The sequence below is a fragment of the Streptomyces sp. TG1A-8 genome (genome assembly GCF_030499535.1).
GTDB lineage: Bacteria > Actinomycetota > Actinomycetes > Streptomycetales > Streptomycetaceae > Streptomyces.
Genome location: NZ_JASTLB010000001.1, coordinates 6,279,285 through 6,296,522 on the forward strand (window position 1 = coordinate 6,279,285; position 17,238 = coordinate 6,296,522).

Here is a 17,238-nt window from a genome sequence, read left to right on the forward strand (position 1 = left end):
CCCAGCGTGTTGAAGATGGCCTGATGTTGAAATGATTCAGCGGCCGCGTGTACGGGCAACGGAAGTCGGTTTGTGAACGGGCCAGTGGGCCTGGACGCGGGTTACGCGGTTCGGGTGGCGGAGTTGGGTGTTGTAGCGGTGTAGCCAGGTGAAGGCGTCGAGGCGGGCTTCGCGCTCGTTGGGTCAGCTCCTTCGGTCCTGGAGGGTTTTACGCTTGAAACGTAGCGGTGAAGGGCTCCGCGAGCGTGTAGTCCGTTGAGCTGCCGATCGCGTTCATGGGCCGCTGGACTCCGGCCTTGCGGCAGCATCGGCGAACGCTCTGCTGGTGTGCTCGGCTCCGTGGTCCGTGTGCATGATCGCGCCGGTGAGGCTGCCGCAGGTGGGGCGGTGGCCAAGGCGTCGCCTGATCAGTTCGGTGCGCATGTAGTGCGCGATCGCTCAGCCAGCCAGGCGGCGTGAGGTGAGGTCCGTGACGGTGGCCAGGTAAGAGGGGACAGCGATGTCGTCGAGGATCCCGAACGAGGCACTGCGAGCCGTGCTGGCCGAAGCGCGCTGGACAGGAGAGGCGCTGGCCGCGGCGGTGAACCGGGTCGGTGCTGAGGCCGGTTTGTCCTTGCACTACAGGCGATCGTCGGTGACGCATTGGCTGGCCGGGATGCGCCCACGGCCGCCGGTACCCGCTCTATTGGCCGAGGCGTTCTCCCGGCGGCTTGGTCGCCGCGTCACCACGGATGATATCGGCCTGGGCTCCCAGCGGCAGGCCGTGGCGACGGGTGCGTGGTGGCCGCGGGACCTGGTCGGCGAACTGATCGAGCTGGCCGATGCCGGGGCTCGCGGCGAGGAGATCGGTGCCAGCGCGGTATACAGCCTGGCCTGCCTGGAGATCCCGGAATGGACGCGGTTGCCAGCTGTGGTAAGGGTGGAGTCACCCGCGGCAAGGCCGGGTGCGAAGGTCGGCCGGACCGAGATCCGGTCGGCGGAATTGATGTTGCGTCTGTTCTCGGAAATGGAGGCGCTGTTCGGCGGCGGTCATGTCAGAGCCGCGCTGGTTCATTACCTCGCTGCCACGATCACGCCCTGGCTCGGTGCGAGCATGACCTCTCAACTCAGGCGGGAGCTGCTGGCGGTGGCAGGCCGGTTGGGCTATCTGTGTGGCTTCGCATGCTTCGATGAGCAACTGCACGGCGCCGCGCAGCGGTATTACCGGGTCGCGGCGCGGATGGCGGCCGAAGCCGGCGACGTGGTGGGCTATGCGGCGGCCGCGCGTCAAATGAGCGTGCAGGCGGGAGTGCTCGGCCATCGGCGGCACGCTAGGGCACTGGCGGAGACCGCCTATCGGACGAGGCCACTGATCTCGGACCGGGCGACTCGAGCCTTCCTCGCCGGGCAGCTCGCCGTCACCGCGGCTGCCGAGGGCCACCGCAGGAGCGCGTTGGTCGCCATCGCGACCGCCGGCCATGACTTGGAGCAGGCTGATGTCGCCGCGCTGGCACCAGTGGTGGCCTACCACTGGGGATCTCTCGGCCACCAGCACGCCGTCATGGCCGCGACGCTCGGGGACACGGCGGAGGCGGTGGCGGTATTGAAGCGCTCCATGACTTACCGGCCCTGCGGCGAGCGCCGCTCCGCAACCTTGATGTATGCGCGGTTGGCCGAATGGCAGCTCACCCTCGGCGAGATCGAACGCGCCTGCGACTCCTGGCACTGCTTCCTCGACTCGTATCCGGATCTGCGATCACGGCGGCTCACTGACGCGCTGGCCGTCTTGCTCGCCAGTACCCGTCCGCACCAGCGCAATCCGTGGGTGCGGGCGTTACGTGACAGGGCCCTGCGGGTCAATGCACCTCGACACCGCCCGGATGGGCCGTAATCGAGGAGCGAAGCGATGATCCCCTTACCGCGACAATACGCAGAAGCGGCCTTCCGTCCGGCATGGTGGGACCGATCTCGGTGACGGCTCGTTGATGCGCCACCCACAGCGCCCTCCAGGATGAAGGAGAGTCCATAAGCTGCAGGGGTGCCGTCGTGCCGGTCCTACCCGGCGTCCGGATCAGGGGATGAGCCCGGTGCCGACCACGGCGACGCACACCGCGAAGCAACCTGCCGAGAACGTCCACCGTAGCGGGCCGGGTGCTTCGCGGAGTTGCATGAAGTAGTTGCCCACCATCCAGGCCTTCGTGAAGGCGACGACCATGATCAGCGTCATCAGAGGTCTGTGGCCGTCCGCGCCACCATCGTGACCAAGCCACCAGGAAGTGCCGGTGGCGAGTATCAGCACTAGCCAGGCCAGAAATTCAGGAACCCTCAGCAACGCCTTCATGGCACCTCAATTCGAAAGATAGAGGAGTGAGAAGAGCACTATCCACAGCAGATCCACCAGGTGCCAGTAGGTCGCGCTGCCTTCGATCAGCCGGGTCTCGTCCGGCAAGACGCGCGGCTTGCTCGTCCATAACCAGATTGCGGCGAGGAAGGCGAGCCCCGTGATGACGTGGACGAGGTGGATACCGGTGAGCACGAAGTAGTAGCCAAAGAAGTCGTTGGTCTCTGCTTGGTAGGCGACGCCGGCAAGCCGGGTGTATTCGACGACCTTGACACAGACGAAGACGAGGCCGCACGCGAACGCCGGCAAGAGCAGGGCTCGTCCCTTCGTAATGGATCCGGTGCGGATCATCGTCGTCGCCAGCGCGACGAACAGTGAACTCGTCAGCAGCAGCACGGTGTTGATCGTGCCGATGGTGAGGTTCAGGGACTGCTGTCCGCTGTGGAACGACGCGAGGTGGTGGTGGCGTTGGTAGGCGAAGGCCACGAAGAAGCAACTGAACAGCAGCAGGTCGCCCAAAACGAACACCCAGATGCCCGGCTCGCCGGGCACGTGCCGCCTGGTAGGGGGCGCGATGGCTTTCCCGTAGCCGGAGCCGGCCTGCCGCCCGTCGATTCGGCTAGCCATTGGTGGGCACCCTCCCGTCGTGAGCCTGCAGGTTCAACTCGGCCCGTCGTTCTCGGCCGATACTTCGGAGCAGGAGGACCTGGAACAACATCATCAACACGAAGAACGCGCCGATCGAGGTCCAGAAGACGAACACACCGTTCCAGGCGAAGACGCCCCGGTGAAAGAAGATCGTGGTCGCCGTCGGGTAGTTCAGGGTCGTCACGAGGAAGCAGAAGTACCCGCTCCATCGGGGAAAAGCCGGCTCGGAGTTCTTGTCGAGCAGGATCGCAAATCCCAGGGAGGCCTCCCACAACGATAGGCTGCCGATGGTCCAGGTGAACAGGATCCACCCGACGTCGTTTAGCAGGGTCAGTGACTCGGGCGAGTAGTAATCGGGGCGGAAGGCGGCGACCGACCAGCAGGTCATGGAGACGAGCCCGCTGCAGGCAGCCATGGCGACGCCTGCGACCTGGGTGGCGGCCAGCGCGGGCGAGCCGGCCCCCGGTCGTTTGAACTGCGTCGCCACCGCCGCGGCCCAGGGCACCGCCAGGACGGCCGCATACATGGCCAGAACCATGCCGATGCGGATTCCGGTGGTGTGGTCCCGATACATGGCGGCGACCTGCGCCGGGCTCATCGACGGCGACGGCGGCGGAATGAAGCCCGCGGCCACGTAGAGCCCGGCACCGAACAGGATCACGAACAGCGGCATGGTCCACGCGCACACCAATTGCGCGGTTCGGTTCACGGCAGCCCTCTCAGCCGGACGCCGACGGGGCGTTATTCCGGCCGGGGCTCGCGGGCGCCTGGCCGTTACGTCTGGGTTCGGCACATGTGCAGGTGGCGAGGTGCCTGGATACGCTGGGCAGCGAGGCGATCTGGGCGAGGGCGAGGGGCGCGATCAGACTCGTCGGCGGGTCGAGCATCTGCATGGTCCGCACGAAGCGCCGGTACAAGCCGGCGTGGTGGGGTAAGCGCGCGGTGAGGGCGCCGAACAGGCCGGCGGCCATTCGGCTCGACAGGGTCGGGTTGTCTTCCCAGGCGCGGTCGGTGGAGGTACTGACCATCCAGGGGCTGCGAACGAGGGCGGCTGCGCCCCGTTGGAAAGCCCGGCCGAGCCTGTCGAGATTTCCACGCTCGGCGTGGCGGGTGAGCAGAGTATCGAGTAACGCGGCCTGTAGCGCGGCGACGGTCATACCTTGGCCGTAGACCGGGTTGAAAATGCAGATCGAGTCGCCCAGGGCGATGAGGCGGGTCGGCCAATGCCGCATGCGGTCATAGCGGTACCACCGGTTGCCGGTGGCGCGGGTGCGGCGGATGGGACCGAGTGGCACGCCCTCCTCGATGATCGTCGCGAAGTCGGGGTTACGCAGTTCTCGCGCGTAGGCGCGGAAGCCTTCCTCATCGGTGGGCGGGGCCTCATCCGCGGCGCCGAGCATGCCGACGATCCACTGGTCCGTTCCGATCCGGAGGAGGACACCGCCGCGGGGCGAGACGGGAGCGATGGTGGGTTCGTAGGAAGCGCACCAGTCCCGGGCTGAATCGGGTGGCACAGTGTAGAGCCGGGAGGTATGTGTGGTTTTCTTGCCTGTCACCCGTGTGGCGGGTTGCCCAAAACCGGCTTCGGCGAGCCAGCGCGGAAGCCGGCTGCCGCGGCCTGTCGCATCCACGACCAGGTCGGCCTGCAGCACTGTTTCCTCGTCGCCGGCTCCCGCGGTTTTGTGGGGACGGGCCACCACTGCGGTGACGCCTCGCTCTCGATCGAGCTGTAGCCGGTCCACCCGCAGTCCGTAATGAACGGTCACGGCGTCCAGCGCGGTGACACGCCGCCGGATAGCATGTTCGAGCAGGGGCCGGGGCATCAACTGCACATCGACATCGACCGGCTCCCGCGATGTCCAGCCGGTGGGGAACAGGATTCTCACCCCTTCGGCAAAGTCGATCACAGGGCACCCCTCGGCGAGCAACTCGGACCGAAGACCGGGGAAGAACTCCTCCACCTGACTCGCGCCACGAGTCGTCAGTGCATGTGGGTGCGCAGACTGCGGGACGCCGGGACGCGACTCGGCACCGGGTTCGCTGTCTTGCTCCACGATGGTGACCTGGCGGAAATGGGAGGACAGCACACGAGCGCTCAGCAGGCCGGCGAAGCCACCGCCCAATACGATGGCGCTGTCCCACCACCTTGTTCCAGTCATCACTGGCCTCTCATGTGTGAAGCGACTGAGATCTGGGCCGACGATGCTTCCGCTACGACCACCGCCAGAGTTCCTGCCCCGTACAACGTGGCCAGCAGGCTTGATCGATTTCTCCGGATCATCGATACAACCCCCTGGCGTGGCGGACGGAGACCATGCTGGGTCCACCACTGGCAGCCGTGAGTCATGGATTTCTACGGATGCAGCGAACATCGATGACGTCCATGCTCGCGGTCTGCGCGGCGAGTACGCCTTCGTCGGTGTTTTCGTAGGCCAGACATTCCTGCGCTGGCACGTCTAGTTGTGCTGCGGCGGCGAGGTAGGCATCAGGGGCGGGCTTGAGTGCGGCGACGTCCTCTCGGGCGACGACGGTGCTGATCGTTTCGGCGAGGCCGATGAATCGCAATCCGGCCCGTACAACCTGGCCATCGTTGGAGGAGGCGACGGCGACCGGACCCCGGGCGGCGGCTGCACGGGCCAGTCGGGCGGCGGGCAGTTCACGCAGGTGATCGACGGCGCTAGCCAGCCAGCGGACACGCACTGCGGCTACCCACTCGGCATCGGTGCACGGCAGCACCACCTTGTGCTCGCGGATCAGCCATCGACGAAACGCCGCTAAGTCCCCCAGCGGAGCCAACTGCAGGCTCGCGCAAGGAACGGTGATCGAGGTGTAACAACATAAAGCCGCGTGGCAGCTGGTGAGGTTGAGGGTACCGGTGTCGACCAGGGTGCCATCGAAATCGAAGATTCGTGCGCTATAACCCATGGTGTGTGTCCTGTTTTTGCGCCTGCGCCAGCCGCCGCCTACCGGCAGCAACGGCCGATGCGGCGTGGTCAACCCGAGTATGTAGCGTCCATATCGGTCCACTCAACGCCGGTGGTGAAAGGATGCAGCGGTGCCGAAGTTCAACACCATGTGAGATTGTTTACGTAGAAGATGGTCAAGATTTGCACTTTTCTACGGCTGGATATTCCTCCAAGGGTTACTTCTTTGATCGATGGTAGATATCCCTCCGGGAGCTGTTCGTCTTCTGCATGTGCGAGCTTGTTTAAAATCAGCCCGTGTTTAACAGCGCGAGCCAATCCGTGTGCAAGCAGGCCGGTGGGTGAATACCCCCGCACGCCAACCAGTCTGGGCTCTACGGCGCCCAGTGGGCTCGGCCCCGGCCCCGCCCGGCGGATGACACGCCGGATGTAACCGCTGCTGCAGGCAGTCCTGGCCCATGGTTGCCCGGCCCCCGCACCGCGCCCGATACACGGACTGGCGAACCGAAGGCGGGGGGATGGCGGGGGCTGCATCTCCTGTCGCGCGTTCCGTGGTCGAGCGGGACCTCGGCCCAGGGCAGCTCTTTGACCCGCGAGGTGCCCACCCACCGCTCGGCGTTGACATCGGGGTCAGGGTCGGCGCCGCCGACGGGTGAGATTGGGCACGGAGGCATGGGCGGCCACCTGCTGCTCCATGGCCGCGTTGGCCTCCTTGAGCTTGCTGTTTTCGATCTCCAAGACGTGGACGATCCGGGCCAGGAGCTGCGCCTGTCCGCGCAGATCGTCGCGTTCGGCGCGGACGCGGGCCAGGTCCCGCTGCTGCTTGGCCGCGCGGGCCCGCGCCGAGTCGGGCAGCGCTTCAGAGACGGGGGTGCGGGCCTTGACCAGGGCGTAGAACAGGTCCTTGATGCCGGTGTGCTTGTGGGTGAGCTTGTTGCGGCGCGGTCCGGCTTCGGTGGCCAGGGAGACGACGGTCAGCGTGCCGTCGGAGTGCAGCGGGGCGCCGATCAGCAGGCGCACCATGGCAGGGGTGATGGCTCTTATCTCCGCGGTGCCCTCAGTGTCGGCGTGTCCCTGGGCGTGGGCGAGGGCCTCGCCGACGAGCTGGGCCAGCGCCGCACCGTCGCGCGGGCCGGAGGCGGCCGCGGCGGGGGTGCTCATCGTCGCTCCTCGGCGTCGGTGTCGGCCAGCTGCTCGGCCTCGTGGCGGCGGATGATGGCGGTGAGGTGGGCCTTGCGCTGCTGTTCGCGAGCGGCGATGGGGTAGGGGGCGAGGCCGGTGTCGGTGTCCGCGTCGATCCGCGCGACCTCGGCCCGCAGGGCAGTGATCTGGCTGTCGGTGCGGCTGATGTTCGCGCACGCCGGGTGGCAGCGGGAGTGGTCGGGGGTGCTCCGGCCGCCGTCGCCCGCCCGGGCGCGGTCAGGGTTGCACAGCGCGGTGAACACGTCGTGGTTGCAGGTCAGGAACGCCTTCGAGTCCTCGTACACCTGGAGGCGGGGGTTGGCGACCAGCGCGCGCAGTTCGCGTTTGCCGAGGTAGGTCCCGGCGTAGCGGTCGGAGAACCCCGCGGCCGCGGTGCGGTAGCGGTCGGCCGCCGGGCCGCTGACCTTCCCGCCGGCGGCGAGGCGTTCGCTGGCCTCGGTGAGGGTCTCGGCCAGGCTAGGCCCTTCTCCTGGTCCAGGACCTCGAGCATGTCGGCCTTGGAGCGGCCGGTGTAGGACTCCGGCATGGCGGTGGCCGCGTGGCCGTACTGCACCGCGAGCGCGATCCGGCCGCCGGGCTGGCGGTAGATGAACCAGGCGACGGTGCGGCGGAAGCGGCGCAGGGCGACGGCGCCGTCGGGGTCCGGCGGGATCAGCTCGTGGGGCCGGTCGTGGTCGGCGGCGAGCTGGTTGGCCCAAGCGGTGAAGGCGCGGATCCGTTCCACGGCGGTGTCGGAGGACAGGCCGGTGCGGGGCATGCAGTGCCCTTGGCGTACCGGTAGAGGGTGCGGATGAACAGCTGCTCGCCGTCTTCGAGTTCCTCGACGACGGCGATGGCGCGCGCGACGGGTTCCAGCACGATCCACGGGGCGGCGCGTTGTTCGCCTTCGCCGATGGCGTTGCCGTCCTCGTCGAGCACGCCCTTGAAGTGCCAGCCGCGGATCTCGAACCGTACGGTGCCGTCGTCGCGTTCCGCGCGGGTGCAGCAGCCGCGGCGCAGGGCCAGGACCTCTTCGGGCCGCATGCCGGAGAGGTAGGCGCAGCAGATCAGGGCGGCGGTGGACAGGTGCAGCATCAGTACGTCCACGTCGTCGAAGCCGATCTGTTCTCGCCACGGGGCGGCGCTGATCCGGGCGGCGAGCGGGACGTTGAGGCGCGGGGCGGGGCCGAAGTCGGCCGGGGTGAGTTCGTCGGTCAGGAGGCCGCGGGCGCGGGCTACTTGGGAGGTGGTGACGCCGAGGGTGCCGGCCAGGAAGGTGTTGGCCATCGGCGGCAGCGGGCCGCCGAAGCGGGCGCGCACGGCGGTGGCGCCGGGCGCACCGCTGGAGGGCAGCTTCTCGCCGGCCGCGAGCAGGCCGCGCAGGTGGGTCACTGCGGTCTCGGTGCCGCCGTGCGGGGCGCGGTCGGGGATGGCGGCGAGGAGTCGGCGGTGCTCGCGGGCGGCGGCCAGGATGTCCGGGGACAGGTCCAGGACCGTGCGTAGCGCCCACACCAGCAGCGGGGCCATGACGGCCGGGTGCACGATCGCGACGCTGTTCTCGCCGTTCGGGGTGTCGTCGTTGGTGCCGAGGAAGTCGGACATGACCGCGGCCGGGTCCTCCCACGGCGGCATGACCAACCGGTCGCGCTCGGGCAGGTAGGGGGCGTAGGCCCACAACCGCGAGATCACCCGCAGGGCCTTGGCGTCGGTGCGCCACTGGCGGCCGAGCGGGCGCAGGTGCTCGGCGTACGCTTCCAGGTCGCCGGTGATGACCTGGGAGAGCTCGGTGATGCCGCGGCCGTCGAGCCAGGTGGCGAAGCGGGTCCAGATCTGGAAGTTGTGGCGCAGGGTGCCCGGTTGGGTGGTGGAGCGCGAGGCCCGCTGCTGGAGCAACACGGCCGGGGTGGGGATGTTCAGCTCGGCGAAGGCCGCGCGCATCAAGCCGGGCCGCAGCCCGGCGGGGCAGCGGCTCGGTCGATGACCAGCGAGCGGTTCGACTCCCTGGGGCTGATCAGCGCCAGACGCCAGGCCAGATCGCGGAAGCGCGGCAGCTGCTCGGGGTCGAAGCCGGGCCGCAGCCGGTTGAACGGCAGGACGAAGGTGTCCGGGGCCGGGTCGACGACCTCCGAGCCGGCGGGCAGGGGCGAGGACGCGTTCACGGGTCGAGCCTCCGTTCCAGCATCGCGTGGATCAGCTCCCGCTCGCTGTCGGCGACGGCGGCGAGCAGTTGGGGCCGCGCGTCGGTGGTGGTGTAGGGGGTGAGGAAGCCGCCGATCCGCGCGTGGTGCGTCGCCCAGTCCGCGGCCCACACCGCCGGCTTCACGGCCGAGCGCAGGGATTCCAGCGCCTGGTGCAGGTAGGCGATGCGGGGCAGGTCGCGGCCGGTGGCCACCGCGTTGCGGCAGGCGAAGCACAGCAGGAACGACACCGCGCACGGCGTCCTGGCCGTGCTGTGGTCGGAGTTGAGGAAGTCCGCGCACGAGGCGACCGGGGTGCGCAGTCGGCCGGCCACGATCCGGCGCGCCACCTCCATGTCGATCCCGGCCTCCTTGGCCATGAGCTCGGCGCTCACCTCGTCGGCGGCGTCGACGTTCTCGACCAGGCGCATGGCGACCGTTTGCCGGGCAAAGGCCAGAGCCTGGGCCAGCCCGAGCTCCACTGCGCCGCGCGAGGCGGCGCGGACGTCCTCGTCCTGCAGCTGGTAGTCCCGCTCGTGGGTGGCCTGGGTGTTGTTGCGGGCCCGGCCGTGGTGCGCCTGCGCGCTGTGGCGCAGCGCCTGGGCGTGCACCCGGGCGGGCAGGTCGACGCCGCCGGCGCGGACCTGCTGCTGCCAGCGCCGGATCGCCCCGTCCAGGGCTTTGCCGAGCTCGTAGTCCCGCAGATTCTCGGCTCCGCCCAGGCCGCGGTGGCCGACCAGCAGCTTCGTCGAGGGACGGCCCAGCAGCTCCAAGGTCGTCCTGGCCGACGCGGTCAGCTCCAGCACGTGCCGCAGGACCCGGCCGCTGGAGCCCTCGCCGACGTCGACGAGCGTGTTGCTCGCGTGGCGGCGCCGTCCGCGCCGGGCCTTGTCCGTGTCGACCTGGTGCACGGCGGGGTCCTCGCGGTCCGCATTCGGCCACCAGGTGGGCACGTCCATCTTCTTGAGCACCGACTAGTTCCACGCCTCGTGCGCGATCAGCAGCATGGCCGCCGCCCCGATCTCCGCCGGCGTCGCGAAGAGCCGGCTCAGCGAGGCGGCGTTGCCCTCGAAGGCGCACGCGCGCTCCGCGTACGCGGTCACCGCGTGGTCGGTGCTGTTGGGGTGGCGCGGAAGGTCCCCGGTGCGGGCCAGCACGTCCAGCACCTCACCGAGTGGCCAGTCGCCGTCTCCGCGCTCGATCGCCCCGGCCCGCCACCGTTGGAGGACCGCGGTGTTCGCCGCGATCCGCAGCCGCCCGGCGCGCACCGTCGCGGCGGCCGCGTCCCGGATCCGGCGAAGTTCCTCCCTGGTGTGGGCCTGCTTGCGCGGCCGCCCGCGCCGGGCCGGCGGTCGGCGCCGCGGCGTCTCCATGAACACGCGGGTCGCCTCCGGCACCCCGGGCGCCCGCCGGACGACCGCGGCCAGGACCCGGCGGACGTGGATGTCGCCGCTCCACTGCTTCCACCACTTCACCGTGATCTGCCCGGTCGCCGCGACGGGAGGCTCGGCCGCCGCCGCGTCCTTGAACAGCAGCTTCAGCGCGCCGGCGTTCGTCTGGTAGGTGTCCTGGCTGCCCCAGCCCCGGCCCTGCGCGGCCAGCGCGGCCACCAGCGCCCGCCGGAATTCGACAGGGCCGGGGCTGGCCCGGAAGTCCCACACGCCCAGCGGCTTCCCGGCGCCGCTGACCGGGCGGATGACCAGCCCGTCCGCGTCCAGCACGGGCGCCTTGCGGTAGTCCGTCGGCGGCAGCGCCGCCCGGCGGCCCCGCCCGCTCACGCCGCGTCCAAAATCAGGCCTGTGCGCGCCGCCAGCTCCGCGATCTTCTCCACGTTTACGGGGTTGTCGTCGTCGCCGAGCAGCGACTCCAACTGCAGCCCGCGCACCGGCTCCAGGTACACATCCCGCGTCACCTGGTCGCTGCGGTGCCCGAGCATGTCCTTGACCATCAGCCAGACCTGCCCATACACCTCCTCGTAGTGCAGGCGCTCAGCCGGTGTCAGCCCGAGTCGGCGGTCCAGCGCGTTGTGCAGGGCGATCAGGGTCCGCAGGGCCATGGAGTGCCGCAGCATCTTCGGCGTCGCGAAGACCTCGAGCCCCGCGGCGGCGCACCGGTCGCTCGCCCGCTCGAGAACCTTCGTCCAGCTCGTGTACCGCAGCGGCAGCCCGCTCTCGGTCAGCCACAGCATCGCCGGCTCCAGGCCGTCCTCGCCCTCGACGAACAGCATCATCCGCTCGGCCGCCGTCAGCCTCCCAAGCGCGCTCTCACCCGCACGACCGTCCCGGCTCCTCCACTGCACCCGTCCCGCCCGGCTGACCGTCTGGATGATGCGCAGGCCGGGCAGCCGGTCGTAGACGCCGCGCCGGCGCGCACGGGCCACGGCCAGGGCGCGCGTGCTCATCCGGTAGCCCTCGACGCGCTGGAGCGCTGGGTGGCCGACGTAGAAGGTGTAGCCGGCCCGCTTGGCCACACCCTGGCCCACCCTGCCCGCGTAGTAGTTTCGCCGCCTCAGCGCCGGGAGTTCGCAGAGCAGCAGGGTGCCGCCCTCGCGGCGCCGCAGGCCGCTGGAGTACGTCAGGTCGGGGTAGGCCATGTGCCGGCCGGCTGATTGACCGCGCCACGCTTCGTCCTCCAGCCCGCTCGGCAGCATGCCGCCGAGCCCGACGTTGCGCCACAGCCGAAAGGCCCGGGGCGAGAGCCACTTCACGTCCGAGGTCTTCACGTCCGACGGCGAGGCGAGCGTCACCGGGTTCGCCGGTATAAGGTCGCTCTGGGCCGCGATGCCGTACAGCAGCTTCAACGCGGCCTGCTCCTTCGGCCACGTGCCGCCGTCGACCGGAGCCGGATTCATCGCCCCTCGTCGACGCCAGTCCTCCCAGTCCTCAACGTCGTCCTCCGACGCCTCGTCCCAGTCCAGTCCGCGCTGCCACAGGAACGTGAAGAACAGCCGGTAGAGCGGAGCGTACGTGACCTGGGTGCCCGGCGCCTTGGCCGAGAACGCCGAGCGTCGCAGGCACTCACTCAGCCGAGGATCGACCCGGCCCTCCGGCGAGACGAGGATCGGCTGCCTCTCGCGCAGCCCGAGCGTCCGCTCGCGCTCCTTCAAGTCCTCCCAGCCAGGGACGGGTCGGCCTCCGACGGGATCGCCCCCGTCACCAACCCAGAACAGCCGCCATTCATAACCCACTTGACTCCCTCAGCCGCAACACGACATGAGGCAACACGGCGTATGTCCACAGAACACCGCTACGGGACCGGTGCGGGCCCGCCGGGAGCCGGGCGCCCGACGGAGCCGGCGCGCGCACGGCAGCCGGTGCGCGCAGGGCGTGGACGTGCGCCCGGGAAGGGTGCGCCGGTCAGACCGTCCGCGCCCCGGCCGCCGCCTGCGCCACGGCGGACGCGCCGTCCTCCTCGGCCCCCACCCGGGCGAGGTCCCGGTGCCGCGTCTCCCGGGCCACACCGACGGCGACCAGCGTCAGCACGGCGGCCGCGATCACGTACAGCGCGATCGGGGTGGAGCTGTCGTAGTCGGCGAGCAGCGCGGTGGCGATCAGCGGGGCGGGGGCACCGGCCGCCACGGAGGCGAACTGGGCGCCGATGGAGGCACCGGAGTAGCGCATCCGGGTGGCGAACATCTCGGCGAAGAAGGCGGCCTGGGGTGCGTACATGGCGCCGTGCAGCACCAGTCCGACGGTCACGGCCAGCACCAGGCGGCCGAACGATCCGGTGTCGGCCAGCGAGAAGAACGGGAACATCCACAGACCGACGCCGGCCGCGCCGAACAGGTACACGGGCCGTCGCCCGACCCGGTCGGAGAGCGCGCCCCAGGCGGGAATCACGGCGAAGTGCACGGCCGAGCCGATGAGGACGGCGTTGAGCGCGGTCTGCTTCGACACACCGGCGGAGGTGGTGGCGTAGACGAGGACGAACGCGGTGATGACGTAGTAGCTGATGTTCTCCGCCATGCGGGCGCCGATGGCGACGAGCACGTCCCGCCAGTGGTGCCGCAGCACGGAGACGAGCGGCGGCTTCTCCTCGGCACCCGGCTGCCGGGACTCGGCCCGCCGCAGCGCATCCTTGAAGACGGGCGACTCATCGACGGAGAGCCGGATCCACAGGCCGACGACCACGAGGACACCGGAGAGCAGGAACGGGATCCGCCAGCCCCAGCTGCCGAAGGCGTCGTCCGAGAGCACCGCGGTGAGCAGCGACAGCACACCGGTCGCCAGCAACTGCCCGGCCGGCGCTCCCGTCTGCGGCCAAGAGGCCCAAAAACCACGCCGCCGTGCGTCCCCGTGCTCGGACACCAGCAGGACGGCGCCGCCCCACTCGCCGCCGAGCGCGAAGCCCTGGACCAGGCGCAGCGCGGTCAGCAGCACGGGCGCGGCGCTCCCGACGGTGGCGTGCGTGGGCAGCAGTCCGATGGCGAAGGTCGCCCCGCCCATCAGCAGCAGGCTCAGCACCAGCAGCCTCTTGCGCCCCAGCCGGTCACCGTAGTGCCCGAACACCAGCGCCCCCAGCGGACGGGCCGCGAACCCCACGGCGTACGTCAGGAACGACAGCAGCGTCCCGACCAGCGGATCGGAGCCCGGGAAGAACAGCTTGTTGAACACCAGCGCGGCGGCGGAACCGTACAGGAAGAAGTCGTACCACTCGATGGTGGTCCCGATGAGGCTGGCGGCGACGATGCGGGGGAGGCTGGCAGGGGGTGGGGGAGCGGTGGTTCCGGAGGCCATGTGCGCCACTTCCTCGTGTGCGGTGGGGACGGGTACGTGTCGGCACACCGTAAGAACATGCAGGTCAGGCGCACATGTGGCGGGGCAACATAGTTCGAAGCTTGCCTATGCGTGCGTCCGCCATGCCGACTCACGAACGGGCGTTTCAGGGGCTCGAAGGTGGCGGCACCGGGTGCCGTCCGGGACGCGTGGTGCGGCCGGCGGCCCGGCGATGGACCGACCTCCTTGACAGCTAACCTCATGTTGCGTGCAGTATGTTGCATGCCAGTTCCGCAGAGCCGGGGGCTCGTTTCCAGGTCGCTCCTTCGGGAGACCGCCTACCGGGCGATCCGGGACGCCATCATCGACGGCACGTTCGCCCCGGGCGAACGCCTCAACGACAGCGACCTGGTGGAGTGGCTGGGTGTCAGTCGCACCCCCATTCGGGAGGCCCTGACGCGTCTGGACCAGGCCGGACTGGTCCAGACGAAACCCGGCCGTTACACCATGGTCAGCCCCCTGGACGTCCGCGCTGTCCGCGCCGCCCAGTCGGTGACGGCTGCCATGCACGAACTCGCCGTCCGCGAGGCACTGCCCAACCTGTCCGCCGCCGAGCTCGACGCCATGCGCGAGGCCAACGCACGCTTCGCCGACGCCCTGCGGCGCAACGACGCCGACGCGGCGATCGCCGCCGACGACGACTTCCACGGTGTCCCGGTCGCCGCCTGTGCCAACCACGCCATCCACAGCGTCCTCGAGCAGTTCACGCCGGTGCTGCGGCGCCTGGAGCGATTGCGTTTCTCCTCGCTCGGCGGCCGGGGCTCGGTCGGTCAGCACGACCGGATCATCGCGCTGTGCGAGGCGGGGGACGTGGAGGGGGCGGTGGCGGCCACCCGCGCCAACTGGCAGACGCTGGTACCCCTGCTCGACATCCCGCTCCCCGGCGGCGAAGAGGTGGGCGACGGACCCGTCGGCACCGCTTCCCCGCACTGACCAGAGCCCCGCACCGCACGCCTCCCCCAAGGACCCACAGATGCCCCTCGACGCCTTCGAGCGTTACCCCCTGCTGTTCGGACCCAGCCCCGTCCACCCCCTGGACCGGCTCAGCGACCACCTCGGCGGCGCGCGCATCTGGGCCAAACGGGAGGACTGCAACAGTGGATTGGCTTTCGGCGGCAACAAGACCCGGAAGCTGGAGTACCTGCTTCCCGATGCCCTCGCCATGGGCGCGGACACCCTGGTCAGCATCGGCGGGGTGCAGTCCAACCACACCCGGCAGGTGGCCGCGGTCGCCGCCAGGGCCGGTCTGAAGGCCGTCCTCGTGCAAGAGAGCTGGGTGGACTGGCCGGACGCGGTCAACGACAAGGTCGGCAACATCCTGCTGTCACGCATCATGGGCGCCGACGTACGACTGGTCCGGGCCGAATTCGGCATCGGCTTCAAGGACAGCTGGCAGCAGGCCCTGGAGGACGTCCGGTCCGCCGGCGGCACCCCGTACGCCATCCCGGCCGGTGCCTCGGACCATCCGCTGGGCGGTCTCGGCTTCGCCGGCTGGGCCCACGAGGTGCAGCAGCAGGAGCGTGAACTGGGCGTCTTCTTCGACACCGTCGTGGTGTGCAGCGTCACCGGCAGTACCCACGCGGGCATGATCGCGGGCTTCGCCGGCCAGGAACGGCCCCGCCGCGTCCTGGGCATCGACGCCTCGGCCAAGCTCGCCGAGACCCGCGCCCAGGTGGAGAAGATCGCCCGCAACACCGCCGAACTCATCGGCCTCGGCCGGGACCTGCGCGACGACGAGATCACCGTCCTCGAGGGCTGGGCCGGCGACCGCTACGGAATCCCGGTACGGTCCACCCTGGACGCCATCCGGCTCACCGCAAGCCTCGAAGGCATGATCATCGATCCCGTCTACGAGGGCAAGTCCATGGCCGGGCTCATCGACCTCGTACGCAACGGAGACGTCCCGAAGGACTCCAACGTCCTGTACGCCCACCTCGGCGGCCAGCCCGCCCTCAACGCTTACAGCGGCGTCTTCCGCTGACCGGGTACACACCCGGTCTCCCCGTCGCGTCCCTGAGGCGCCGTCCCATGGTGCGGCGGGACGGCCGGGCCGGGTGGAACGGACCGGTGCTCAGGGAAGCCGGTAGTCCGCGTTCAGGGCCGCTCCGGCCTCCGGGTGGGTCTGGTCGTAGCCGCGGGCGTCGCACTGCAGGCCGCCGACGACGCAGTGGCCGACCAGCGCCTTGAGCGTGGCGTCGTCCCAGGCGTTGAAGAAGTCGTAGTGGAAGGAGTGGCCCGTCCCGCTGGCCAGGTGGACCCGCGACATGTCGCCGTTGACCGGGAAGGCCATCTTGAACTCGATCATGGGCAGGGCGACCGGGTGGTCGGCGGGGCACATGGTGTCGTTGGTGCCGGGCTTGACCACGGGGTAGGCCGTGTGGCTCTGGTGGTCCGGTGTGTCGAGGTACTTGCCGTCCCAGCAACTGGGTGCCTGGAAGCGGATGTCGAGCTGGACGTCGGCCCGGCTCGGGCGGCTCGCGGGGAAGTCGGTGTTGAAGTAGCTGTCGCCGCACTCCCAGCCCTCGACGAAGCCCGGGTGGCGGCGGAACCCGTCGGCGCTCTGCATCGGGTCGCCCACGACGAACCGCAGGCCCTTGGGGAAGGGGCGCACGCTGGTGTAGTCGGTGACGCCGGACTTGTGGGAGATGGTCTGCGCGCCCACCGGGAGGATCTTCTGGTCGCCCTTGAACAGCGAAGGCGTCCAGTAGGCCGAAGCGTCGGCGGGGACCTTGCAGGTGGTTGCGCCGCCCTCGGGGGAGGCGGTGGTGCTGCCCGCGTTGGTGGTGTCGCCCATGAGGGTGTGGCCGTGGGACTTGCCCGGCTGGCCCGGGTGCACGACCGGATCGTCCGGAGCGGTGTGCGTGACCGAGCGGTTGGCCTGGAACTCGTGGAAGTAGCGCGGGGGCGGGCTGGCCGTGGACGGCGTGACACCGGTGACCTGCGGCACGGCCGGTATGCAGCCGTCACCGTCCGGGTCGTCGCCGGACGCCTGCGTGGACACGGCCATCGTGTGCCCGCTGCGGGCGGCCGGCGCCGAGGCGGGTGCGTCACCGCCGGTGCCGGTGGTGGCGGAGGCGAGGGTGCCGACGCCGAGGACACCGGCGAGGAGCGCGGTGCCGAGGAGCAGTGCGGGGAGCCGTTCGGAACGCGATCTCACGGGGGGCTCCTGCCCGTGGGGTGGGAAGAGGGCCCGCGCGCACGCACACGTGTCA

17 protein-coding genes are annotated in these 17,238 nt (G+C 69.9%); 3 read left to right on the forward strand and 14 right to left on the reverse strand.

Annotated elements, in window-relative coordinates; translation table 11 throughout:
- Positions 1–499 precede the first annotated feature (499 nt).
- Positions 500–1,870: a hypothetical protein gene (locus QQY24_RS27725; RefSeq protein ID WP_301975438.1), complete on the forward strand. Its 1,371-nt coding sequence runs from the start codon at positions 500–502 to the stop codon at positions 1,868–1,870.
- A 180-nt stretch (positions 1,871–2,050) separates the two neighbouring features.
- Here QQY24_RS27725 and QQY24_RS27730 read toward each other — a convergent pair whose 3' ends face one another.
- The 13 genes from QQY24_RS27730 to QQY24_RS27790 form a co-directional block, all read right to left on the reverse strand.
- On the reverse strand, positions 2,051–2,320 hold the full coding sequence (locus QQY24_RS27730) for a cytochrome C oxidase subunit IV family protein (RefSeq protein ID WP_301975439.1): 270 nt from the start codon (positions 2,318–2,320) through the stop codon (positions 2,051–2,053).
- Between the two features lie 6 nt (positions 2,321–2,326).
- On the reverse strand, positions 2,327–2,947 hold the full coding sequence (locus QQY24_RS27735; protein WP_301975440.1) for a cytochrome c oxidase subunit 3 family protein: 621 nt from the start codon (positions 2,945–2,947) through the stop codon (positions 2,327–2,329).
- Positions 2,940–3,641 (reverse strand): hypothetical protein, encoded by a 702-nt coding sequence (locus QQY24_RS27740; protein WP_301975441.1) that lies wholly within the window; start codon positions 3,639–3,641, stop codon positions 2,940–2,942. The genes QQY24_RS27735 and QQY24_RS27740 overlap by 8 nt, the downstream gene beginning before the upstream one ends.
- Positions 3,642–3,687: 46 nt before the next feature.
- On the reverse strand, positions 3,688–5,127 hold the full coding sequence (locus tag QQY24_RS27745) for an NAD(P)/FAD-dependent oxidoreductase (protein WP_301975442.1): 1,440 nt from the start codon (positions 5,125–5,127) through the stop codon (positions 3,688–3,690).
- Between the two features lie 184 nt (positions 5,128–5,311).
- On the reverse strand, positions 5,312–5,965 hold the full coding sequence (locus QQY24_RS27750; protein WP_301975443.1) for an HAD hydrolase-like protein: 654 nt from the start codon (positions 5,963–5,965) through the stop codon (positions 5,312–5,314).
- 557 nt (positions 5,966–6,522) lie between these two features.
- On the reverse strand, positions 6,523–7,053 hold the full coding sequence (locus tag QQY24_RS27755; RefSeq protein WP_301975444.1) for a hypothetical protein: 531 nt from the start codon (positions 7,051–7,053) through the stop codon (positions 6,523–6,525).
- Complete coding sequence (locus QQY24_RS27760; protein ID WP_301975445.1) at positions 7,050–7,379, reverse strand: hypothetical protein; 330 nt, start codon at positions 7,377–7,379, stop codon at positions 7,050–7,052. Before QQY24_RS27760 ends, QQY24_RS27755 begins: the two co-directional genes overlap by 4 nt.
- 367 nt (positions 7,380–7,746) lie before the next feature.
- On the reverse strand, positions 7,747–9,012 hold the full coding sequence (locus QQY24_RS27765) for a hypothetical protein (RefSeq protein WP_301975446.1): 1,266 nt from the start codon (positions 9,010–9,012) through the stop codon (positions 7,747–7,749).
- Positions 9,012–9,233, reverse strand: coding sequence for a hypothetical protein (locus QQY24_RS27770; RefSeq protein ID WP_301975447.1), 222 nt, complete (start codon positions 9,231–9,233; stop codon positions 9,012–9,014). Before QQY24_RS27770 ends, QQY24_RS27765 begins: the two co-directional genes overlap by 1 nt.
- Positions 9,230–10,222 carry a hypothetical protein gene (locus QQY24_RS27775; RefSeq protein WP_301975448.1) on the reverse strand — a complete coding sequence of 331 codons (993 nt, stop codon included), beginning with the start codon at positions 10,220–10,222 and terminating at the stop codon, positions 9,230–9,232. The genes QQY24_RS27770 and QQY24_RS27775 overlap by 4 nt, the downstream gene beginning before the upstream one ends.
- Before the next feature lie 3 nt (positions 10,223–10,225).
- The gene (locus QQY24_RS27780) at positions 10,226–11,029 is read right to left on the reverse strand and encodes a hypothetical protein (RefSeq protein WP_301975449.1); all 804 of its coding nucleotides are present in this window, start codon (positions 11,027–11,029) and stop codon (positions 10,226–10,228) included.
- Complete coding sequence (locus tag QQY24_RS27785; protein ID WP_301975450.1) at positions 11,026–12,357, reverse strand: integrase; 1,332 nt, start codon at positions 12,355–12,357, stop codon at positions 11,026–11,028. Before QQY24_RS27785 ends, QQY24_RS27780 begins: the two co-directional genes overlap by 4 nt.
- A 250-nt stretch (positions 12,358–12,607) precedes the next feature.
- Entirely contained in the window at positions 12,608–13,987 is a 1,380-nt protein-coding gene (locus QQY24_RS27790; RefSeq protein WP_301975451.1) for an MFS transporter, read from the reverse strand.
- Positions 13,988–14,248: 261 nt separating this feature from the next.
- On the opposite strand from QQY24_RS27790, the gene QQY24_RS27795 reads away from it, so the two are divergent.
- Positions 14,249–14,959: a GntR family transcriptional regulator gene (locus QQY24_RS27795; protein WP_301975452.1), complete on the forward strand. Its 711-nt coding sequence runs from the start codon at positions 14,249–14,251 to the stop codon at positions 14,957–14,959.
- Between the two features lie 40 nt (positions 14,960–14,999).
- Positions 15,000–16,007, forward strand: coding sequence for a 1-aminocyclopropane-1-carboxylate deaminase (locus QQY24_RS27800; protein WP_301975453.1), 1,008 nt, complete (start codon positions 15,000–15,002; stop codon positions 16,005–16,007).
- Positions 16,008–16,097: 90 nt separating this feature from the next.
- On the opposite strand, the gene QQY24_RS27805 is transcribed toward QQY24_RS27800, so the two are convergent.
- Entirely contained in the window at positions 16,098–17,183 is a 1,086-nt protein-coding gene (locus QQY24_RS27805; RefSeq protein WP_301975454.1) for a DUF1996 domain-containing protein, read from the reverse strand.
- Positions 17,184–17,238 lie beyond the last annotated feature (55 nt).